At 47.1% G+C, this 22,204-nt stretch carries 16 protein-coding genes; 11 read left to right on the top strand and 5 right to left on the bottom strand.

The genetic code is table 11. The features are described from left to right. Positions 1–7: 7 nt before the first annotated feature. Positions 8–1,405, bottom strand: a complete 1,398-nt coding sequence (locus tag RA156_RS16590; protein WP_306641744.1) for a c-type cytochrome — start codon at positions 1,403–1,405, stop codon at positions 8–10. Positions 1,406–1,649: 244 nt separating this feature from the next. Between RA156_RS16590 and RA156_RS16585 the strand changes: the two genes are divergently transcribed. Next, positions 1,650–2,201 carry an SPOR domain-containing protein gene (locus RA156_RS16585; RefSeq protein ID WP_306641743.1) on the top strand — a complete coding sequence of 184 codons (552 nt, stop codon included), beginning with the start codon at positions 1,650–1,652 and terminating at the stop codon, positions 2,199–2,201. A gap of 64 nt (positions 2,202–2,265) precedes the next feature. Here the strand turns inward: RA156_RS16585 and infB are convergent, their stop codons facing one another. From infB to rimP, 3 genes are read right to left on the bottom strand one after another with little or no spacing between them, the layout of a single operon-like run. After that, positions 2,266–5,157 carry a translation initiation factor IF-2 gene (gene infB / locus RA156_RS16580; RefSeq protein WP_306641742.1) on the bottom strand — a complete coding sequence of 964 codons (2,892 nt, stop codon included), beginning with the start codon at positions 5,155–5,157 and terminating at the stop codon, positions 2,266–2,268. Positions 5,158–5,202: 45 nt separating this feature from the next. Continuing rightward, entirely contained in the window at positions 5,203–6,438 is a 1,236-nt protein-coding gene (gene nusA, locus RA156_RS16575) for a transcription termination factor NusA (RefSeq protein WP_306641741.1), read from the bottom strand. Positions 6,439–6,441: 3 nt separating this feature from the next. Beyond that, on the bottom strand, positions 6,442–6,912 hold the full coding sequence (rimP, locus tag RA156_RS16570) for a ribosome assembly cofactor RimP (RefSeq protein ID WP_306641740.1): 471 nt from the start codon (positions 6,910–6,912) through the stop codon (positions 6,442–6,444). A gap of 202 nt (positions 6,913–7,114) precedes the next feature. Here rimP and RA156_RS16565 point away from each other — a divergent pair, with 202 nt between their 5' ends. The 7 genes from RA156_RS16565 (at position 7,115) to RA156_RS16535 (ending at position 16,106) form a co-directional block, all read left to right on the top strand. Further along, positions 7,115–8,707 carry a toxin-antitoxin system YwqK family antitoxin gene (locus RA156_RS16565; RefSeq protein ID WP_306641739.1) on the top strand — a complete coding sequence of 531 codons (1,593 nt, stop codon included), beginning with the start codon at positions 7,115–7,117 and terminating at the stop codon, positions 8,705–8,707. Between the two features lie 87 nt (positions 8,708–8,794). After that, complete coding sequence (locus RA156_RS16560; RefSeq protein WP_306641738.1) at positions 8,795–9,487, top strand: AlbA family DNA-binding domain-containing protein; 693 nt, start codon at positions 8,795–8,797, stop codon at positions 9,485–9,487. A gap of 50 nt (positions 9,488–9,537) precedes the next feature. Continuing rightward, the gene (gene porZ / locus RA156_RS16555) at positions 9,538–11,853 is read left to right on the top strand and encodes a type IX secretion system anionic LPS delivery protein PorZ (protein ID WP_306641737.1); all 2,316 of its coding nucleotides are present in this window, start codon (positions 9,538–9,540) and stop codon (positions 11,851–11,853) included. Positions 11,854–12,012: 159 nt separating this feature from the next. Continuing rightward, complete coding sequence (locus RA156_RS16550; RefSeq protein ID WP_306641736.1) at positions 12,013–12,870, top strand: hypothetical protein; 858 nt, start codon at positions 12,013–12,015, stop codon at positions 12,868–12,870. An 11-nt stretch (positions 12,871–12,881) separates the two neighbouring features. Next, a complete protein-coding gene (locus tag RA156_RS16545; RefSeq protein WP_306641735.1) occupies positions 12,882–13,505 on the top strand; it encodes a response regulator in 624 nt (207 codons plus the stop codon). 65 nt (positions 13,506–13,570) lie between these two features. Further along, positions 13,571–15,544, top strand: a complete 1,974-nt coding sequence (locus tag RA156_RS16540; RefSeq protein ID WP_306641733.1) for a tetratricopeptide repeat-containing sensor histidine kinase — start codon at positions 13,571–13,573, stop codon at positions 15,542–15,544. Between the two features lie 37 nt (positions 15,545–15,581). Then, positions 15,582–16,106: a GNAT family N-acetyltransferase gene (locus tag RA156_RS16535; protein ID WP_306641731.1), complete on the top strand. Its 525-nt coding sequence runs from the start codon at positions 15,582–15,584 to the stop codon at positions 16,104–16,106. A 296-nt stretch (positions 16,107–16,402) separates the two neighbouring features. Here RA156_RS16535 and RA156_RS16530 read toward each other — a convergent pair whose 3' ends face one another. Beyond that, positions 16,403–19,054, bottom strand: coding sequence for a S8 family serine peptidase (locus RA156_RS16530; protein WP_306641730.1), 2,652 nt, complete (start codon positions 19,052–19,054; stop codon positions 16,403–16,405). Positions 19,055–19,396: 342 nt separating this feature from the next. On the opposite strand from RA156_RS16530, the gene RA156_RS16525 reads away from it, so the two are divergent. Genes RA156_RS16525 through RA156_RS16515 form a run of 3 tightly spaced genes read left to right on the top strand, consistent with a single transcriptional unit; the run spans position 19,397 to position 22,127 of the window. Further along, positions 19,397–20,488 carry a methionine aminotransferase gene (locus tag RA156_RS16525; RefSeq protein ID WP_306641728.1) on the top strand — a complete coding sequence of 364 codons (1,092 nt, stop codon included), beginning with the start codon at positions 19,397–19,399 and terminating at the stop codon, positions 20,486–20,488. Position 20,489: 1 nt separating this feature from the next. Beyond that, on the top strand, positions 20,490–21,326 hold the full coding sequence (locus RA156_RS16520; protein WP_306641726.1) for an FkbM family methyltransferase: 837 nt from the start codon (positions 20,490–20,492) through the stop codon (positions 21,324–21,326). Between the two features lie 21 nt (positions 21,327–21,347). Then, complete coding sequence (locus RA156_RS16515) at positions 21,348–22,127, top strand: amidohydrolase (protein WP_306641724.1); 780 nt, start codon at positions 21,348–21,350, stop codon at positions 22,125–22,127. The last annotated feature ends 77 nt before the right edge of the window (positions 22,128–22,204 follow it).

Genomic DNA, 22,204 nt, shown 5'->3' with positions numbered 1-22,204 from the left:
ATTGAGATTAGTAGTGACACTTGGAGCATTCCCAGCCACCAAGATCTTTCACTGTAATTTTTTCATCTTCCATGTAACGAAGCATCTCTTCGTAGCCACGTCCTTCTTTTAGGCGATCATGCACCTCTTGGTAGTATCCGTTGTCTGAAGTCACCACGTTCACTTTCGCTTTGTTGTGACATTCGATACACCATCCCATTGTGAGCGTTGGCTTCGTCAACTTGATGATACCAGCTCCTGGGTTTGCATCAGCGTAAGCAGCTACTTCTTCTACAGGAGCGATTCGACCGCCCTTGAACGTAGCCACATCACCGTGACAGTTCTGACATTCGAGGTTACCTACAGTTACGTGCTGCTGGTGGCTGAAGAATACGTGATCAGGAAGGTTGTGAACTTTGTTCCACATGATTGGCTGCTGCTCGTAATCTTCGATGTACTGACCAGAGGTACGATCGAATCCGATAGCTGCGTAGATCTTATCAATCTCCTTCTCTCCCCAACGGCTTCCTTTCTTGATACCCTTGTGACAGTTCATACAAACGTTCGTCGAAGGGATTCCTGCGTGCTTCGATTTTGAAGCTGAGCTGTGACAGTACTGACAGTCTACCTCATTCTCACATACGTGGATGCTGTGGTAGAACTTGATTGGCTGCTCCGGCTCGTAAGCTTCGTAAACACCGACATCCATTGCTTCTTGGTACGCCACTGTCACAACATAAGCTGTAACAAAGAGTCCGATGATGGAAACAAAGACAATGTTCTTCCAAGCCCAAGCGCGGATTGCTTCTCCGTACGAGACGTTTGGAAGCGGTTCCAATCCTTCAGACTCACGGTGAGCATTCTTTACAGAACGCTGAATGTTTGTCGAAGAGATCGCAATGATGACGAACAAAACCAACAAAATCAGGAACCAGATGGCTGCTGAATCGTTGTCGTCATTTGCTTGAAGTTCATCGTAAGTTGGACATGCTGCAACATCTCCTCCATCTGCTGGGCCCTCAGCAGGACCAGCCTTGATGTAGGCCATGATATCCTTGATTTCCGCCTCAGACACTGCTTGCGCAGACATCCATCCGTAGACCCCTACGTAGGTTTCAACAAGGTTTGCGATGTATGGATCACCCGACTCAGCTGCTCCTTGTGGATTTTGGATCCACTTAACTAGCAACTCATCGCTGGCTCCCCAACGTTCGCTAATACCGCCCAAGCCTGGTGCGGCTACTACTTCATTCGTGATGGAGTGACAGGCTGCACAGTTCGCATTAAACACCGCTTCACCGTTCGCGGCATCTCCTTCATCGAAGATTCCGGCGAATGCCGAAGTGGTTAGCGTGACTGCCAGCAACAGAACCAAGCCTTGGATGGCTTTACGACCCCACGAAGGTCTCGAAGATTGAAGGTTCATCGTGCTTCTTTTACAGAACAGTTTGGTCATTTTCGCGGGCAAATTTATGTGAAATTAACATCCAGCTTAGGGCGCACGTGACAAAATTGTGACAGTACCGTCTAATTTAAAATCGTTCTAAATTAGCTTGCTCAGTGCTTTGCTGCGCATAGCTTTGAACCATGGGCATTTAGAGGAACTGTATACATTTTCGGCACGGTTCATGCGTTTATATCTGTAGATTTACCGCCGTATCTATTTTTCTATGCAAAGTTCAGCACGAATACTAATCATTATTGGTCTTTTGGCCTTATCAGCAGATCTAAAGGCACAAGATGACCTCCCATGGTGGAAAAAGATGTTTCGCAAGGAAACAGTCGATGAAATGGCGGAGCCTGAAAAGACGCCTCCACCGGTTGTCACACCTGTTGAAGACAAGGCCAAAGAAGACAAGGTGATGGTAGAAAAGCCAGACACTACCGTGAACCTCGCGAACACGGGTGAAACTGGATATGTGACGATCACTCTTCCTCCAGGACTAGATCGTTTAGACAGCCTCTACATGAAAGAACCTCCAATGGTACAGGGTTACCGCGTCCAGATCTACTTTGGATCGCTCAGCCAAGCGCGTGAGCTACGAGGCAACTTTATCAGTGAAAACAAAGACCTCCCGTGCTACCTCGTGCAGAATCCGCCGAACTTCGCTGTTCAGATTGGAGATTTCCGCTCGGAGCTCGATGCATATAGAGTACAAGAAGAATTAAAAGCACAATTCCCCAATTCAATCATTGTCCAGACAGCGATTGAAAACCCCTGACAAAAACATTCAACCATAAAAAAGGCCTCCACTTGGGAGGCCTTTTTATTTCGTTCTATTTCGATTAAAGCTTTTGCTTCACTTCGACTTCTTCGTAAGCTTCGATGTGGTCTCCTACTTTGATATCGTTGAACTTGTCTACGTTCAAACCACACTCGTAACCTTTGGTCACCTCTTTCACGTCGTCTTTGAAACGCTTGAGTGATCCTAGTACTCCGGTGTAGATCACGATACCATCGCGGATTACGCGCACATTGCTGTTGCGGTTGAGTTTTCCGTCCAAGACGAAACAACCAGCAATCGTACCCACCTTCGAGATTTTGAATGTCTCACGTACTTCACACGTACCTGTAACCTTCTCTTCGATCTTCGCTGAAAGCATGCCTTCCATAGCTTCTTTCATTTCTTCGATCGCCTTGTAGATTACAGAGTATAGACGGATCTGGATCTCTTCTGTTTCGGCAAGTTTACGCGCTCCTGCTGAAGGACGAACTTGGAAACCGATCACGATCGCGTCTGACGCAGAAGCGAGAAGTACATCGCTCTCAGAGATCTGACCAACGGCCTTGTGAATGATGTTCACCTGAATCTTCTCTGTAGAGAGTTTCTGAAGGGAATCACTCAAGGCTTCGATCGATCCATCCACGTCACCTTTCACGATCAAGTTCAATTCCTTGAATTCTCCAATCGCAATACGACGTCCGATCTCTTCGATGGTAATGTGTCGTTGTGTACGAACACCTTGTTCACGCTGTAGTTGCTGACGCTTCACGGCGATTCCACGAGCTTCTTTCTCATCTTCGAGAACGTGGAACTTATCACCTGCAGCTGCTGCTCCCGAAAGACCAAGCATCGATACCGGCATAGATGGTCCAGCCTCCTCAATGCGATTACCACGCTCGTTGAACATCGCTTTTACACGTCCTGAGTACTGACCTGCCAAAACAGCATCACCTACGCGCAGTGTACCCCCTTCAACAAGAAGTGTACTTACGTAACCTCGTCCTTTATCAAGTGACGATTCGATGATGGTACCTACGGCACGTTTTGCAGGGTTGGCTTTGAGTTCAAGTAGTTCTGCCTCAAGCAGTACTTTCTCGAGTAGCTCATCAATTCCAACACCGTTCTTCGCAGAAATTTCATGGGCTTGGTAAGTGCCACCCCAATCTTCTACGAGGATATTCATTGTAGACAGCTCTTCACGAATCTTATCCGCGTTAGCGCCTGGCTTATCAATCTTGTTAAATGCAAAGACCATTGGGATCTCCGCCGCTTGCGCGTGGTTGATCGCCTCGATCGTTTGTGGCATCACAGAGTCATCTGCTGCAATCACGATGATCGCAAGATCTGTTACTTGAGCACCACGTGCACGCATGGCTGTAAAGGCCTCGTGACCCGGTGTATCAAGGAAGGTAATGGTCTTACCTGTAGACAACTCAACATTGTATGCTCCGATGTGCTGGGTGATCCCTCCGGCCTCACCGGCAATCACGTTCGCTTTACGGATGTGGTCAAGCAAGGATGTCTTACCGTGGTCAACGTGACCCATCACCGTAATAATCGGTGGACGATCAAGTAGATCTTCAGGAGCATCAACTTCTTCTTGGATGGCATCCTGTACATCAGCAGCAACGAATTCTGCTTCGTAGCCGAATTCTTCTGCGATGATGGAGATGGTTTCACCGTCAAGACGCTGGTTGATCGACACCATGATACCGAGCGACATACATGCTGAAATCACATCGTTCACACTCGTTGACATCATATTCGCCAACTCCGAAACTGTTACGAATTCCGTCAGTTTCAGGATTGTTGACTCTTCCTGTAGTCTCTGCTGTTCTTCTTCGCGTCGTTCTGCAGCCGCATCACGCTTCGCACGACGCATTTTAGAAGACTTCGATTTACCACCACCACTCAGACGAGCAAGTGTCTCCTTGATTTCTTTCTGGATATCCTTATCCGAAATCTCTGGCTTATCGCCTCGGCGATTGCCGCCACGTTGGTTGCCTCCACGCTGATTTCCACCACGACGGTTTCCACCACCACCAGGCTGACCTGGTTTATCGACATCTACTTTAGAGATGCGCTTACGCTTGCGCTTCTTGCGCAGGTCGTCATCAGTTGATGAAGCGACTGGCTTCTTCTTCGGCTTTTCAACCGGAAGCTCAATCTTACCTACTACCGTAGGACCTGTGAGTTTCTTCGCTTCAGCACGAACAATCTCAGGCTTCTTCTTTTCTGTTGCAGGCTTCTCTTCTGCTGCTGGCTTTTCAGCTGGTGCTTCTGGTGCAGGCTCCTTCTTAGCAGCTGGCTTTTCAGCCGGTGCTTCCTTCTTCTCTTCCTTCTCCTTTTTAGGAGCTGGCTTTTTCTTCTTAGGAGCGATGCTATCAAGGTCAACCTTCCCAACCACTTTTGGTCCGGTCTTTTCCTCTTCCTTCGCTGGCGCTTCTTCCTTGGCAGTAGGAGCTTCCTCTTTCACCTCAGGCGCTGGCTCTTCTGCTTTCGGCTCCTCTTTCACCTCTTCTGCAGCGGGTGCAGGTTCTGGTTCAGGAGTCGGCTCAGGAGCTGGCTCTGGCTCAGGAGCCTTCTCTGCTTCCGGTTCTGGAGCAGGGGCTTCCTCTTTCTTAGCTTCGGGAGTTTCACTTTTCTGGAAAGAAGACAGGTCGATTTCGAACTCTTCTTCTTCCGGCTTATCCTTCTCCTTCTTGCTTGACTCTAGCGTAATAGTCTCACGCTCAGAGCGGGAACGAGATACACTCTTCGATTTCTCTTTGAGCATTTTCTCGTCTGCGAATTCATCACGGATCACGCCGTAGGTTGCCCCATCGATCTTGGTATTTGGGTTGCTATCAACCTCAATACCCTTATCTCCGAGGAAATCAACGATCGTGCTGATCCCGACATTGAATTCTTTCGCGACTTTACTTAAACGTACCGGTTTCTTTACTTCGGTCATATAGTGCTTCCTGTATTCTCTCTTTTTCTGGGGTGGAAGTTACGATTATTCGAACTCAGAACGGAGGATACGTCGTACGTCACGGATCGTTTCGATCTCGAGGTCTGTACGCTTCGCTAGATCTTCTTCTTCCAAGTCAAGTACGCTGCGCGCTGTGTCGCAACCAATCTCCTTGAAGGCATCGATGATCCATCCTTCGATTTCATCTGAGAATTCTTCCAGTTCGACGTCATCCAATTCAGCTTCTGACTCGCGGTAAACGTCAATCTCAAAGCCTGTCAAACGACTCGCAAGCTTAATGTTATGTCCTCCTTTACCAATCGCAAGTGATACTTGGTCTGGCTTGAGGTAAACATCAGCTTTCATATTGTCATTGTCCAACGTAATCGAAGAGATCTTCGCTGGAGACAGTGCACGTGAGATCAACAGCTGCTCATTCGCTGTAAAGTTGATCACGTCAATATTTTCATTTTTCAATTCACGAACGATGCTGTGGATACGGGCACCTTTCATACCTACACATGCTCCTACTGGATCAATGCGATCATCGTATGACTCTACTGCCACCTTAGCACGCTCACCCGGCTCACGTACGATCTTCTTGATCGTAATCAGTCCGTCAAACACCTCAGGCACTTCTTGCTCGAACAAACGCTCTAGGAATTCTGGAGCGGTACGAGAAAGAATGATTCGCGGTGTATTGTTACGCATATCTACTTCTGCAACTACGGCACGTACCGTGTCACCTTTCTTGAAGTAATCAGATGGAATCTGGTTCTGACGAGGAAGCACAAGCTCGTTGTCTTCATCATCAATCACCAACATTTCACGTTTCCAGATCTGGTAAACTTCACCGCTGATGATATCTCCCACGCGTTCTTTGTACTTCGCGTAGATATGGTCTTTTTCTAATTCTAGAATTCGGCTCACCAAGTTCTGACGCATCGCCAAAACATTACGACGTCCGAACTTCTCGATCTTGATCTCTTCTGAAACTTCCTCTCCGATCTCGAAGTCATCCTCGATCTTCAATGCTTCAGCAAGCTCAATTTCCATGTTTTCATCTTCAACCTCTCCGTCAGCCACGATCTCGCGGTTACGCCAGATCTCAAGGTCACCCTTATCTGGGTTGATGATGATATCAAAGTTCTCATCGCTTCCGTAGCGCTTAATAATCATCGCGCGGAATACGTCTTCAAGGATCGCGAGCATCGTCTCACGATCGATGTTCTTCAATTCTTTGAAATCCTGAAACGACTCATTCAGATTAAGAACGTTCATATTCTACTTTTTAAATGATATGACAACCGTCGCCTTGTCGATGTCGGCATAAGCGATGGTATGCTTTTCTTCTACCCATTCTTTCGCCTTTCGGCCTTCAATTCGACGCTTTTCACGCACAACAACCGTAATGTTCTCATCATCGGCTGCCTCCAACGTGCCTTCAATCTTCAACCCTTCAGTGGTCTTCACATTGAGGCCTCTCCCCACATTCTTCACATATTGACGCTTCACCATCAGCGGTTGGTCCGCCCCAGGAGAAGATACATTCAGTGAAAAATCTTCAAGATCTCGGTCATAAGAACCTTCGATCATTCGGCTCACTTTCACACAATCAGAGATGGCAATCCCTTCGTCGTTATCAATCAAAACTCTAATGTCATTTCCTGCGGAAACATCAAGTTTTACAACGAAGATCGGACCTTCTCCCAAGCCTTCTTCCAACAACTGTTCGATCTGGTCTTTTGTGATCATGTGCGTAATAAAAAGAGGGACTCTCGCCCCTCTTCATTTGTTTTAGCATCTCCTTTGCGCTGCAAATATAGTACAAATTAGTGGTTAGTTGTTGGACTTTAGTACATAGTCAGAGATTTTAACCTTTTCTACGAGTATGGGGGTGTGGAAAAGTCGAACTAAGACATACCTCATTGGTCCAGAAGGCCGTTAATTTTGTGTCATGCAAGATTTGAAACCGATCCTGACTACCCTGCTCCTTTTATTCGCCATTGGCGGAATAGCTCAAAAGCAACATTACGTTGACTTCTATGATGATGGCCAAAAACGTAGCGAAGGCTTCTATGAAAGAGGACTTGAACACGGTAAGTGGCAATGGTGGTATGAAGACGGAAGTCTGAAAGAAGAATCTACTTACTGGTTTGGTGTTCTCGATGGCCCGACCATTCGTTACCATCAAAACGGGATCATTGAAACAGAAGGTTACTTCATTCGCGGCCTCCAGGATAGCCTGATGCGCGTTTTCACCCCTGACAGTGTGCTTCTAGAATACGGTTTCTACAAAGGAGATTTCAAGACCGGTGATTGGTACTACTATTTCGACAACGGCGACAAAAAGCTGGTTGAAGAATATACTGACAGTCTGAAGCGTGTGCTTTATTTCGCTAACGCGGAAGGGGAAACACTCATTGAGGATGGAGCCGGAATGTACCCGAAGTTCTTCAAGTCTGGTCCAGTAAAAAGTGAAACAACCTACGCTAACGGAATTCCCAATGGCAAATACACCGGCTACTTTGAAGACGGCAGCCTTCGCCAAGAAGGAAGCTACGCATCAGGAAAGAAAGACGGCCAATGGAAAACCAACTACTTCGGTGGTACGCTTGAGCAAATAGAAAACTACAAGAACGGAATGCTTGACGGTGAACTCCTGAGAAATTTTCGGAGCGGAGCGACTGAAGTCAAAGGAATCTACGCTGAAGGAAAGAAAACTGGCCAATGGACATGGTACTTCAAAGACGGGAACGTGGATATGGAAGGTTCTTTCGATGCCGACTTACAAGAAGGCGAATGGAAGTACTACTACGGTAACGGACAAGTGCACTACGAAGGTGAATACATTCAAGGCCAAATGGAAGGCATCTGGCACTACTACTACATCACCGGTGAAGATTGGAAACAGGGCAGCTACAAGAATGGCATGAAGAATGGTACTTGGGAGTACTGGTTCGAAAACGGCAACCAACTCATGACGGGAACCTTCACTGACGATAAAGAAGACGGCCTTTGGGAAAGCTGGTTCGAAAACGGTAACCCCAAAGACAAGGGTTCCTATGCTATGGGGAAACTCGACGGCAAATGGGAAGGATGGTACCCCAACGGAATCAAGAACTATTCAGGAGAATGGAAAGGTGACCTTCGAGTTGGTGAATGGGAGTTCCGATACGAAAACGGGCAACTTCACGAAGCTGGAAAGTACAACCAAGACGGCAATCGCACCGGTTATTGGATGATGGGCAATGAAAACGGCATCATCGAAACCAAAGGATCATACAAGGACGGAACCCCTGATGGCGAATGGACTTACAACTTCCCAAATGGTTCGCCGAATCGCGAATGCGAATACAGCGAAGGAAAACTCGACGGCCTGTCAAAAACGTACAATCGACGTGGACAAGTACTTATCGAAGCTGAGTACAAGAACAACCGCAGGCACGGGAAGTGGATCACTTACAATGAGAAAAACGGACAAGTAGAAGAGCACATGATCTTCGAAAACGGGAAAGTGGTCAAAGTCATCAAAACCCGAAGAGGTTAAAGAAGACAAACTTTCAATCATTTTCCATTTCCCTCTTTGAACATTTCGCGCTCCATGAAGTAACTTCGTAACAAACGCGGGGTAAGCATGTCGTACGTGACAAAGATGATCGCAGAAGGCGAACATCAACAGCAAGACTTTAAGATGCGCGTGGAAGACGCACGTAAGATCGCCAAGACCTTAGTGGCTTTTGCCAATACGGATGGTGGTCGTTTGTTGATTGGGGTGAAAGATAACGGCTCAGTCAGCGGCGTAAGTGTGGAAGAAGAATTTCACATGATTGAAGCCGCGGCGGAATTGCATTGCAAGCCAGTGGTAGATTTTCAAACCCAAGTCTGGAAATCCAACTTCAAATCTGTTCTCGAAGTCATTGTAGAGCCCTCTTTGAAAAAACCCCATTTCGCAGAAGATCACGATCATGAATGGCACGCTTACCAGCGTCAAGATGATCGAAACGTACGCGCGAATGGCGTTCTATTAAAAGTCTGGCAACATCAAATGACCGATGGAATCAATGACTTCCATTATACGTGGAAAGTGCGTAGACTCTTCAAAGTGCTCACTGAAAAAGGCAAACTTGGCTTTAAGAAGACTTCTAACATCCTTCGGATGGGACGTGAGCGCACGGAGAACACCTTAGCACAACTTGTTGCCTGGGACATCTTAGAAATGGAGTTCTCTGATACCGGATGCTTTTTCCGTCTGAAAGACGAAGAAAAAGCACACGAGCTCGATCGACAACACGCAGGTCAGGAGAACAAGGCTTCTTCGAATCTGTAAATACGATTATTCCAACTCTTCCGTTTACATTGCGGACCAAAACAAAGAATATGCGGAGGCTACTCGCATTTACCCTCACTTTTTGCACCCTTGCCAGCTATGCCCAGCAGGCGATAGGAACGTGGCGTGAACACCTACCTTACGGAGAAACGATTGACGTTGCCTTCGGTAATGACCGCGTGTACTGCGCTACACCATTCAGCGTATTCGTTTACTCAAAGGTTGATCAAAGCCTTGAACGCATTTCGAAAGTCAATCTCCTGAGTGGATCTGACCTTTCATCCATTGATTTTGACCCGCTAAGCTCAACCCTTCTTGTGGGCTACACAACTGGAGAGCTTGACATCATCACAAACGGTTCTCCTTTCAACCTCGCAGACATTGCTCAGAGTAATGTGATTGGAGACAAGGCTATCTACGACATTACGATTGTTGACGGTCTAGCTTACCTCAGCTGTGGTTTCGGGATCGTTGTCGTCGACATCAACAACCGTGAGGTGCGTGAAACATGGTTCATCAATGGGCAATCGAACCTCATCCGTATCAACACCCTAGATTTTGACGAGACCTATTGGTATGCTGCAACAGAAGAAGGAATCTACCGTGCAGAACGAAGCAATACCTTCCTAGTAAGCTTTGAAGCATGGGAACTGATGACGGACACACCAGATGAAGATGCTGAGTACTCTGAACTCATGGTATTCAAAGACGATATCTTCCTTGTTCGTGAAAATGGGTTTGAAGATGAATTGTGGGTTGCAAACCGCAACGACTTGAACTTCACCATCCTTCCGGGCTATGAATCCGAACAAGTAGTTGATCTCAATCACAATGAGGATCACGTGGTCATTTCTACCTTCAATAAGGTAACCGTAGTTGATGAGGCTTACGCCGAAGTGGGGTCTCAGCAAGGAATTCAGGGCAATGCCGTGATTCCTCGTGCCGCGTTGATCGAGGGAGAAACGATCTGGATCGCCAGTGAGTTTGGTGGCTTGCTTTCATTTGAGCTTTCAGGACCAGAAGCAGCATTTCAACCTGCAGGCCCACCTGCATTCAATGTTCGTCGTATTGATGCATTCAACGACAACATTTGGATTGCTTCTGGTGGCGTTGATCCAACATGGACGAACAACTACGACAAAAAAGGAATTTACGGTCTTGTAAACGACCAATGGGTGATCGCTCCTCAGTCTGATGGAGAGAACGATATCGGCTCGATCAATGATTACATGACCGTTTCTGTGAACCCAACGAACAACAACAACATTTTCTTGGGGTCCTGGGAAGAAGGGCTCATCGAAGTCAACGGAGGTGAGATCACAGAGATTTGGAATGATAGTGATAGTCCACTTGAGCTCGCCAATTTCGGAGGCTCTCCACGTATTGGAGTGGGCGGTGTTGATTTTGACCCAAACGGAAACCTATGGTTCGCGAATGCTTACACCAATGACCCGTTAATGGTACTCACTGCGGGTAACTCATTTGTGAGCTTCAACTTCCAACCAGAAGTTGACAGCGACATTTTCATCGGAGACATTGTGGCTACCCGTCAAGGCTACATTTGGTCAATCCTTCCACGTGGACACGGCATCGTAGTGCTCAACCACAACGAAACGATTGGAGACACCAGCGATGACAGCTATCAGGTGCTCACCAACGAAGAAGGTGAAGGTGGATTACCGACCCTTGATGTGTATTGTTTAGAAGAAGATCTAGACGGTGAAATGTGGGTAGGTACGCTTCAAGGAATCGCTGTATTCTTTTCTCCTGAATCGATCTTTAACGGAAACAACTTCGATGCACAACAGATCTTGATCGAACAAGATGGGAACATTCAGATCCTCCTCGAGACCGAGCAAGTGAACTGCATTGAAATTGATGGTGCAAACCGAAAGTGGGTGGGAACTGCAAATAGCGGTGTCTTTCTTCTCAGCGAAGATGGCCTAAGCCAAATCCAGCACTTCACTGAAGAGAATAGTCCTCTACTCTCGAATAACGTTGTTGACATTGCCATCAACCAACGTAATGGTGAAGTATTCTTTGCTACTGACCGAGGCATTATCAGCTACACAGGTACCGCAACCAACTTCGACCAAGAAATTTCAGAAGTATCCGTTTACCCAAATCCAGTCCGCGAAGACTACGAAGGTGTCATCACCATTGACGGACTTGCATTCGAAACCGACGTGAAAGTAACTGATGTCAGCGGCAACATCGTTTACACGACAACCTCACTTGGAGGACGTGCTACGTGGGATGGTAATGATCGTTATGGTAAGCGTGTGAGTACGGGCGTCTATCTTGTTTTCTGCAGCACAGAAGATGGGAAGGCGACGAATGTGGCGAAAGTCGCGGTTGTGCGATAGACAAGGGTCGAGGGTCGAGGGTCGAGGGTCGAGTGACTAAAGACTAAGAACTAAATACCAATTACTAAGAACTAAGTTCCCACCACTTCTTGAAGATTGGGTATTTCTACCCACAAAACACCCTTTATCTATTCTCAGCTTTGTCAAAACTTTTTAGACATGACAACGCTTTTGAGAATTTCTCTTCTATCGTTTCTCTTCATTTCATTCGCTGCATCAGCACAAAACAATTGGGTCAACACTACATTCTGGAACATTGGGTTTTCACCAACCATTGCGAGCGCGCCGATTGTAAAATCCGAAACGAATTCCAGTGAGTTCAATAGCTGGAGTGCTTATGACAATACTTCAGGTTTGTTCCCTTGGGGACACTTTACCGCAGACTATTTAGGAGAACACTTCCATGTGCATTCGGATCCAGCGACTTCTTGGGCAGCAACATTCCTTGTAGTTGCGACGAATCGACTGGTCAATGGTAACTACTCAGATTCCGTTACTGTAGATCAGACGAGCTTTATTTTCGATCCGCTAAGGGTCAGTTTTGGAGGCTGGGTGAATGATCGGTTGGGTGTCTACGGTGGAGTTCAATACTCTTATGTCTTTACACAGGCCACTGTGCGAGCTCTTGAGAAGATCGACCCTTCTTCTAATGAAGTTCTTTATTCTAACCCTAGAATCGGAGGCCACTGTTTGGGAATCAACGGAACCGGATTCTACACCCCTTCAGATAAACTGCTGATTTCGTATACATTCCTCATTGACCGTGTTTCGAATTCGAAAGGATTCAATAAAGGAATAGGCATTGGGAACATTGGAAAAGTCAACTACCGCATTGGGGAATGGTTGGGTGCATTCATAAGCTTTGAGCATCGGTTCATACGTATGAAACCTACAGAAAATGGTACGCTCGATGACTTGAACAGAGACTTCAAAGTATATTACACTGACTTTGATGTCGAGGCACTTACCGGTTCCATCTTGGAATTCAACGTAGGTATCACTATTCTCGGCTTCTAATAAATTCGAGGTTGAAGCAAAAGAAAATACTCATCGTTGACGATCATCACATCATCCTTGATGGCTTGAAGTCATTGTTCGCTGGCATGCCTGAGTATGACGTCATCGGTTACGTTGATAATGCTGAAGAGGCGCTTCGTTTCATCGAATCAGTAACCATTGACCTCCTTATCACAGACATTGAAATGCCTGGAAAGAACGGAGTATGGCTGATCGAAAAGGTTCGAAAATCACACCCTGAACTAAAGATTGTGGTCTTAACCATGCATCATGAACGCCCCTTTATTCAGTCAATCATGAATCTAGGAGTTCACGGATGTTTGCTCAAAACCGCCTCAGAAATCGAGCTGAAAAATGCGATAGAAAAAGTAGCAACCGAAGCATCGGCTGTCTTCCCTTCCTCCTCTCAATTGACGGAAAGAAAAGGAGCGAGTATCAAAGACGTGCAATTGACGGAACGAGAGCTCCAGACCTTAGAACTCATAACTGAAGGCCTAAGCACGAAAGAAATCGCAAACAAACTGCATCTTTCGTCACGCACTGTTGAAAAACACCGCGCGAGTCTCATGTTAAAAACCAGCGCGAAAAATGTGGCCGGACTCATCCGGTTTGCATTTGAGAACAACTTAGTTTAGCTCAACTTGACATTCGGCTCATCCAACCTAGAGTAATTGAACCTGGAAAAACTGCATTCATCTATATGATTCGCGCTTACCTAATACTTGGGGCTATTGTCCTATGTAGCATCACGATTTATGCTCAACAATCTCGTCTAGATAGTCTTCTTGAAGCTGTTCATTCCGCTGAAGGAGTTGAGCTCATCGACACATACAATGAGATTAGTTGGGAATACCGCAGCATTGATCTTGACAGCTCTTTGCACTACGGATCAATCGCAGTGAAAGCTTCTCAGGAATTGGGAGATAGTATGTCGCTCGCTGCAGCCTACAACAGCCTGGCTGATAGCTACGAAGCGTACTCAGAATACGACAGTTCTTTGACCTATCATGAACGTAGTCTTGCTATTAAATTGGCACTTGCTGACTCCATAGGCATCGCCAATTCATATAACAACCTAGGCATCATCAATGACCTCAAAGGGAATTATGAGACAGCCTTGACCTACTACTTTCAAGCTCTCGAGTTGTATGAGCGTCATGCTGTAGAATTCCACAAGGTTCCGATGGTCTGCTCGAACGTTGGTATCATCTACAAACAGATGGAGGACTATGACAAAGCTTTCGCCTATTACAATCGAGCAGTCAAAATTTATAGAGCCCACGAATACGAAGTCGGCGAAGTGATTGTGACAGGAAACATGTCTGGGGTATTGCTCTTGCAAGAGAAATATGACAGCACCATCATCTACGCCCAACGCGCCGCCAACATGTACGAATCACTCGGTTACGGCCGCTATGTCTCATACATGGAAAGCAACATTGCCATTGCTTACGACAGCCTTGGCCAATACGATCAATCCCAACCAATTTATCTACGCATCAATAAGGAGTATCAGGCAGACAGCAATTGGTTCGAGTTAAGTGCCAATCAACTCAACCTTGCCAACAGCCTTCGTCTCGACGGCTCTCCAGACCAGTCTATTCCATTGATAGAGCAAGCACTTGCACGCAGCCTTCATGAGGGCTTTCAAGAGCTTGAACTTCGTGCATACCGCCAGTTCCATTTAGCGTATGCTTCTTTACAGAATTTCAGCAAAGCTTATGCGTATCAACGAAAGCATTTCGAACTCACGGAGACCATCCACGAAAATGAAAAAACGAAGTCTATTCTTGAAGTAGAAGCGAAGTACCAAAATGAACGTAAAGAGCGCTTGCTCGCATTGGAACGAGAGAAATTCCAGAAATCAGAATTTGACCGTGCTCAACAAGAGCTTGAGATCTCCGAAAAAAACAACTTGATCATGCTACTCATCGGCTGCATCATTATTGGTATTACGGTTACCATTATTCTCCGTCAACTACTCATTCGAAGAAAAGAGAACGAAAAGAGTGCTGCATTGGTACTTGAACAACGTAAAGGACTAGACGCCATCATTCAGGCACAAGAGGATGAAAGATCACGAATAGCAAAAGACTTACATGACGGCATAGGTCAGAAACTCTCTAGTATCAAAATGGCGATTGGAGCTCTTTCCAAACAACAAGATCAAGGCCACAGCTCCACGATAGAACGTCTAGACTCCATTCAATCTATGATTGATCAATCAGCACAAGAGACTAGAGCAATTTCACATCAAATGATGCCTATTAGTTTGAAGTCTGTTGGGCTTGCAGCGTCTTTGGAATACATGTGTGAAGAGAGCTTTAGTGACACCTCCATCACGCACTCTTTTGAGACATTTAACCTCACCAAAGAACCTGACGAAAAAACGGGGCTCGTCTTCTACCGCATCGGACAAGAGCTCGTTAACAACATTCTCAAACACAGCCAAGCAAGAAATGTCGAAATGCAACTCTACGTAGCAGCCGACAAACTCGTTCTAGCTGTCTCAGACAATGGCGTTGGACTTGACCCAAACAAAGTGCATTTCGGAATGGGGATCCAAAATATCCGCACCCGTCTCTCCACCATCGACGGACAATTGAACATCAGTTCAGATGGACAAGGAGCGACATTCACAGCGAGCGCCGCTTTGAACTCCACAGACACATAAAAAGGCAAACAAATACATTTGGGTTCGAATAAATGACATGAACACTCGAATCCCGCGCATACAATCCAAGCGAATCCTGCTTCGCGAGATCACTCAGAAGGATCTCGGTAATATCCTATTGGGCTTATCTAACCCTGAAGTCACGAACTTCTACGGCATTCACTTGGATGATGAAAAAGCGGCGAAAGAACAACTTGAATGGTTCGAAAAGAAAGAGCAACGCTGGTGGGCCATCTGCTCTCCTGACAACTCAGAATTCTATGGCGCCGGCGGGCTAAATGATATCGACCTCGAAGCTATGAAGGCTGAAATTGGTCTTTGGCTCCTCCCTGCTTATTGGGGACAAGGGATCATGCAAGAAGCACTCCCCTTGATCACCGAATTCGGATTTAGAAGTCTACACCTCCAACGCATTGAAGGCTTCGTAGAATCAGAAAACCAGAAGTGTAAAAACGCCATGTCAAAGCTTGACTTTCAATTGGAGAACACCATTGAAGAGTATGAAGTAAAGGATGGCAAAGCCATCAGTGTCGACGTTTACGCGTTGACGGTTGACGGTTGACGGTTGACGGTTGACGGTTGACGGTTGACGGTTGACGGTTGACGGTTGACGGTTGACGGTTGACGGTTGACGGTTGACGGTTGACGGTTGACGGTTGACGGTTGACGGTTGACGAAATTTATTCAATGCGACCGCGATCCGCAACCCGCGTTCCGCAATCTAATTCCGCGTTCCGCAACCCGCGTTCCGCAATCCAATTCCGCAATCCAATTCCGCGTTCCGCATTCCTCCATCAAAAAACCCCAGAGCTGCGTTTGCAACTCCGGGGTCAATTATTGAAAGGAGAGGTGATTTTCTTAGTTCACACAAGGGAATCCGAAGGCTGCGAGGAATCCGAGCATGTCCGTCGAATTGACGAAGCCATCGTCATTCATATCTGCTGTACATCCTGCCAAACAACCGTAGTCGCCTAGCATGATGAGGAGGTCAGCAACATCAACGCTTCCGTCTTCGTTGAAGTCTCCAGGACAGCTTCCACAGCTATCAAATTCACAGCTACCATCATCACAAGACGCCGCGGCATCATAGTTACAAGCTGTTGGATCTGTACATCCATCAGGAAGGATACATGATCCATCGTCACAAGTTGCTGAAGGGTCGTAGTTACATGCAGAAGCATCCGTACATCCGTCAGGGAGGATACAAGAGCCGTCGTCACAAACCGCACCGGCATTGTAGTTACAGGCTGCTGGATTTGTACATCCATCAGGAAGGATACATGATCCATCGTCACATGTCGCTGCTGGGTCATAGTTACATGCTGAAGCATCTGTACATCCATCAGGAAGTACACAAGATCCATCATCCGTAGTCGCTGCGGCGTCATAGTTACATGCCGTTGGATCTGTACACCCAGGAAGGTCTACAGGCACACAGAAGCTGTGTGATGTTCCTGATCCGTAGTTAGCTGCCCCCATGGCGAACAACTCATTGCCGAGATCATCTGACATGCTGTAGTTACCATCAACGGCACAGCCAGAACCAGTTCCATCAAGACCATCACCAAAGCTATCGAAGATGTTGAATGTGTAACATCCAAACTCAAGACAACCTGACCAAGTGTAGGTTTGCTGGTTTCCGTAAGTGCCTCCAGATACGCTAGCGACAACACTACCTCCTGCATCCAGAATTTCCCAAGAAACTTCTCCACCCCAGCAGTCAGTATCAATGGTAAGTGTTACATCGCTGCAAGGGAATACACATGAGCCATCATCAAAAGTGGCTGCGGCATCGTAATTTGTTGCCAACGGGTCAGTACATCCTGGCACTTGGCTATCGCAATCTCCTGTAGAAACCACGATCGTCGATGAGCTTCCTTCAGCAGTAGTGAAGTATACCTCATAATCAGTGTTAGATGCTAGTCCGAGAATAGCGTAAGTATTCGTGTTATTTAGGTCAACTCCGAGTGATACCAAATCATCACAAGCCCAGGTTCCACCCACAGGACGGAAACAAACTGTTTCTGCTGAACAGAATGCTTCGGACATCTCAACATCAACAACAATCGACGCTTGTACGTCGCCATTGATATCAAGGTAACACTCACCAGCTCCCGCAATAGAAACAGGATCACATGGAGGAAGTGGACCACAGTTACCCAATGCGAGGTCAATCGAGTTGCGTACGTTCAATCGTCCACCAGTGACACACTCACCTGCAAGGTTCGCTACTGGGTCAACACCATTCATGATGTATCCGCGTACCATGTCTGCTGCTAATTGTGGATTCGAGATGGCCAATGCTGCAAGGTCAGAACATGGAGCCGAGTAGATCAAAGCAATAGCACCTGCCACACAAGGTGAAGCGAATGATGTACCACTTGTATTTGAGTATCCGGTAGATCCTGAAGGGAGGTAAACACTCTCTCCTGGTGCTCCTAGGTCAATCGTTGTTGCACCGTATCCAGAGAACGTACGAACGTCGCTAGAGTTTGTAGCGGTTACCGCAACCATGTAATCAGAAGCACATCCAGTAGGCATGTCTCCAACCACATCAATGTTTACGTTGTTGTTTGCTGTTGCACCACAGTTCAGGATACCTACCGCACCTAGATCGTCGTAGTAAGCACACCATACAGGGTAGTTGGCTGGGTTAGCGTTGTCAATACCCCAAGAAGCGTTCGTTGCTACAACGAATGCTCCGTTTGAACCGTTTGTCGTGTTGTATAGGTTACGCATCACGTATGGGTAGTTGTATGCCGCGATTACATTCGCTTCGTTCAATCCACCAACTGTGACTTGCATGATGCTTACGTCCCAGTTTACACCGGCACCACCATTTCCGTTGTTTCCTTTTGCACCGATCATACCCGATACAGCCGTACCGTGTCCACCACCAGGGATGTTGTCGTTGTTGTTTACCGGGTTCCATCCGTTCACGTCATCGATGTATCCGTTGCCGTCATCATCGGTTCCGTTTCCGTCAATTTCGTTTGCGTTTGTCCAGTGGTTATCGATCAAATCAACGTGGTTGTAGTTAGAACCACCTCCTTCGATGACACAGACTACGATATCGTCTCCATTGATTGTTGTACCACCCGTAGTGATATCCCAAGCAAGATCTGAGTCAATGTCATTATCAGAAGCGTCAACATGGTGCCACTGATTTCCAAAACCAGGATCATTTGGCGTGGCGCGCTCTGTTACGATGTGGTTGTACTGTGCCGCGCGCACTCCACTGGTGCGTTGCACCAAGTCAAGCATCTCTTCATTGCTGATAATCGAAGTATCGAATTTCAACAAATAGATACCGCTCAATTCAGATAATTGGCGATCTAGGGCAACAGCTTCGATGCTACCTAAATCTGAGGCAAGTGTGCGGGAAAGTTTCGCTGGATTCGTGCTTTGCTCCAACATCACGATGATTTCACCATCAACATAAGGAGCTTCTTGAGCATGGAACACAAGGGCCGTGCATAGCGCCAGCGCGAGAGTCAAGAATTTTTTCATTGGTCGTTAAGGTTATAGACGAAACATAAAGATAAGGAAAATCCGGTAGGAGGAGCGCGGAATGCGGATCGCGGATCGCGGGGTTCTTGGTTATTGGTCTTTGGTTTTTAGTTTTTAGTGGTCGCATTCTTCGCCTCAGTGACCGTCAAAAAAAGAAACGGACGCCGGATGCCGGACGCCGGACAAAACACGGACGCCGGATGCCGGACGCCGGACAAAAAAGCCTTCGATAGCCAGAAAAATGGGCTATCTTCGCGGCCTTGAGCTGATCGACATATGCCAACCTATCCATCCACTCTTTCGTCGAAACTGCCGCGTGTAGGAACTACTATTTTTACGGTGATGTCTGCCCTTGCCAAGGAGCAAGGAGCGATTAACCTATCGCAAGGTTTTCCTGAGTTCGATGCCCCTGACAAGTTATTGAAGCACGCCAAAAAAGCGATGAATGCTGGTATGAACCAGTACGCTCCCATGGCGGGCCTCCCTTCCCTGCGTGAGCAGGTTTCAGGACAACTTGAGGCCTATGGAACTAGCTATGATCCTGAATCTGAAATCACCATTACAGCGGGTGCAACGCAAGCCATCTTCACGGCAGTGAACGCCTTGGTGAAAGAAGATGACGAGGTGATCATCTTCACCCCTGCCTACGATTGCTATGCTCCTGCAGTAGAAATGGCTGGAGGTTCTGCAATTTACATCCAACTCAAATGCCCGGATTACCGCATTGATTGGGATGAAGTACGTAAGGTGGTGAATCGTAAAACGCGCATGATCATTCTCAACACACCACACAATCCAACAGGAATGTGCATGGATGAGAATGACCTCAAGGAGCTGGAAAAGATTGTCGAAGACTCAGACATCATCGTTTTGAGTGACGAGGTTTACGAACACATTGTCTTCGATGGTAAGCAGCATGCTTCTTGTGCACGCTCACCGATCTTGGCCGCACAAAGCTTGATCGTTGGTTCGTTTGGAAAGACTTATCACCTCACCGGTTGGAAAATCGGTTACATAGCTGCTCCTGAAGCATTGATGACCGAATTCAGAAAGGTGCATCAATACAATGTCTTCTGTGTGAATCATCCTTTGCAATACGCTATCGCGGAATTCATGAAGGAAGATGGAGGACATGTCGCTGAACTAAGCTCTTTCTATCAAAAGAAACGAGACCTCTTCATTGATGCCCTCGATGGCAGTCGCTTCGAATTGATTCCGGCGGAAGGTACCTACTTCCAACTGCTAAATTACAGTCAAATCGTTGACGCTGATGATACGGAGGTTGCCAAGCAATGGACTGCCAATCCCGGTATTGCGTCTATTCCTGTTTCTGTGTTCTACCACAACCCAATTCAAGAGCACGTGCTACGCTTTTGTTTTGCCAAATCAGACGAGACGCTCGTCAAGGCGGCTGAAGTATTGAAAACACTCTAACATGTGGTTGGCCAATCTGCTTTCGATCTTACCCTTCACGGTGAACGTCAGTGGGCGAAAGCACGACTTTATTGTCAATATTGGCCGTAAGCTGAATAGCGACCCTAGCGGCATCAAGCTCAACGGACATCGCATTAGCACCAAAGGTCATCCTAAAGCCCATATCATCGCTTTTGCGGGAAAAAACTTCCTACGCAACTTCCATCAATCTGATCTTGGAAGATACATGCGTTCAAGCCTGAAAAAGGGCGATTTATTCGTGGATGTCGGCGCCAATCTAGGTGGCTTTAGTTTGTTAGCGCAAGGAATGGGAGCTCGCTCCATTGCGGTTGAAGCTGCTCCAGAACTAGCTGCCTTTTTAAGTGAGAACCAACAGAGCTTTGGCGAGGTACATGCCGTTGCAGTGAGTGACAAAGCCGGTTCCGCCACCTTCTTTTTGAGCGACAGCAATATTGGCGGAAACTCCTTGACTATGAGCTCTGAGGGCTGGGAAGCTTCAGGCTACAGTCGCGAGACAGAAGTAGTGACGCAACGACTAGACGATTTGCTCTCAGAAGTGGGAACCATCGACTTACTGAAGATTGATGTAGAGGGTCATGAAGAAGCGGCCATGAAGGGATGCGAAGGACTGATCGACGCTGGAAAGGTTAAAGCGGTCTGGTGTGAGGTTCGAAGCGCCAGCTCTGATCGCAACCCCAATAGTTATCGCGCAGTTAGTGAATATCTAGATTCTAAAGGGTTTCAAGCATTTCGCTACCGCGGAAACGTAACTCCTTTCGACTGGAAGAAAGACCAAGAACTACCACAATTCTTCGATCTTTTATTCCTTCCGAAGTAGACAAGTTTTACCTTCGGGGATATGGAAGATCTTCACGTATCCTCAGTTCAGTGCACACTGCATTGGGAAGACCGCAAAGCCAACCTCGATCACATCGAACAACTCATCAGCAACGAATCGTCGAGCGACCTCATCGTGCTACCTGAAATGTTCACCACTGGTTTCTCCATGAAACCTGCTCCTATCGCTGAAGATCACCACCTTGACTCCATGGAAAGCCTTCAACGTATGCGCCAATGGGCGAAACACCTTGACGCTGCCATCGTCGGTTCCATTAGCACCAAAGACCAAGGGAAGTACTACAACCGCATGTACTTCGTACGTCCTGACGGTGAAGTACACTGGTACGATAAATACCACCTTTTCACCTTCGCCAATGAAGACGACGAATACTCTCCAGGAGGCTCCAGAGTTATCGTCAACTGGCGCGGATGGAACATCCTACTTCAGGTATGTTATGACCTTCGTTTTCCGTCTTTCGCTCGCAACACCATCACAGACGGCCAACCAGATTACGATGCCGCCATCTATTCAGCAAACTGGCCCGCAGTGCGCAGCACTCCATGGAAAACACTGCTCCGAGCGCGTGCCATCGAGAATCAATGCTACGTGATCGGCTGCAACCGCGTCGGTAGCGACGGCAACAACATTGAATACACAGGAGACTCATGCCTCCTAGACTCCAAAGGTGAAGACATCGCCATCGGCGCACCTGGAGAAGAAATGATCTTACGCGGCAGCTTCTCAGCGAGTGAACTCGAAGCGTTTCGGGGGAAGTTTCCGGTGTTGTTCGATCAATGATCGAACCGGCTTATGGCTTATGGCCTAAGGCTTAAGCCGACTCAGGTCAATTGCTTGCTTTAGCAAAAAATCTTGGG

Source organism: Sanyastnella coralliicola, from assembly GCF_030845195.1.
Classification (GTDB): Bacteria; Bacteroidota; Bacteroidia; order Flavobacteriales_D; family Sanyastnellaceae; genus Sanyastnella; species Sanyastnella coralliicola.
The sequence above is the reverse complement of the archived record's forward strand: the minus strand, read 5'-3'. Positions and strand labels throughout refer to the sequence as shown.

Excerpts from the sequence above, each read along its gene's own strand:
- RA156_RS16590 (WP_306641744.1), bottom strand. The coding sequence starts at position 1,405 with ATGAACCTTCAATCTTCGAGACCTTCGTGGGGTCGTAAAGCCATCCAA.
- RA156_RS16585 (WP_306641743.1), top strand. The coding sequence starts at position 1,650 with ATGCAAAGTTCAGCACGAATACTAATCATTATTGGTCTTTTGGCCTTA.
- infB (WP_306641742.1), bottom strand. The coding sequence starts at position 5,157 with ATGACCGAAGTAAAGAAACCGGTACGTTTAAGTAAAGTCGCGAAAGAA.
- nusA (WP_306641741.1), bottom strand. The coding sequence starts at position 6,438 with ATGAACGTTCTTAATCTGAATGAGTCGTTTCAGGATTTCAAAGAATTG.
- rimP (WP_306641740.1), bottom strand. The coding sequence starts at position 6,912 with ATGATCACAAAAGACCAGATCGAACAGTTGTTGGAAGAAGGCTTGGGA.
- RA156_RS16565 (WP_306641739.1), top strand. The coding sequence starts at position 7,115 with ATGCAAGATTTGAAACCGATCCTGACTACCCTGCTCCTTTTATTCGCC.
- RA156_RS16560 (WP_306641738.1), top strand. The coding sequence starts at position 8,795 with ATGTCGTACGTGACAAAGATGATCGCAGAAGGCGAACATCAACAGCAA.
- porZ (WP_306641737.1), top strand. The coding sequence starts at position 9,538 with ATGCGGAGGCTACTCGCATTTACCCTCACTTTTTGCACCCTTGCCAGC.
- RA156_RS16550 (WP_306641736.1), top strand. The coding sequence starts at position 12,013 with ATGACAACGCTTTTGAGAATTTCTCTTCTATCGTTTCTCTTCATTTCA.
- RA156_RS16540 (WP_306641733.1), top strand. The coding sequence starts at position 13,571 with ATGATTCGCGCTTACCTAATACTTGGGGCTATTGTCCTATGTAGCATC.
- RA156_RS16535 (WP_306641731.1), top strand. The coding sequence starts at position 15,582 with ATGAACACTCGAATCCCGCGCATACAATCCAAGCGAATCCTGCTTCGC.
- RA156_RS16530 (WP_306641730.1), bottom strand. The coding sequence starts at position 19,054 with ATGAAAAAATTCTTGACTCTCGCGCTGGCGCTATGCACGGCCCTTGTG.
- RA156_RS16525 (WP_306641728.1), top strand. The coding sequence starts at position 19,397 with ATGTCTGCCCTTGCCAAGGAGCAAGGAGCGATTAACCTATCGCAAGGT.
- RA156_RS16520 (WP_306641726.1), top strand. The coding sequence starts at position 20,490 with ATGTGGTTGGCCAATCTGCTTTCGATCTTACCCTTCACGGTGAACGTC.
- RA156_RS16515 (WP_306641724.1), top strand. The coding sequence starts at position 21,348 with ATGGAAGATCTTCACGTATCCTCAGTTCAGTGCACACTGCATTGGGAA.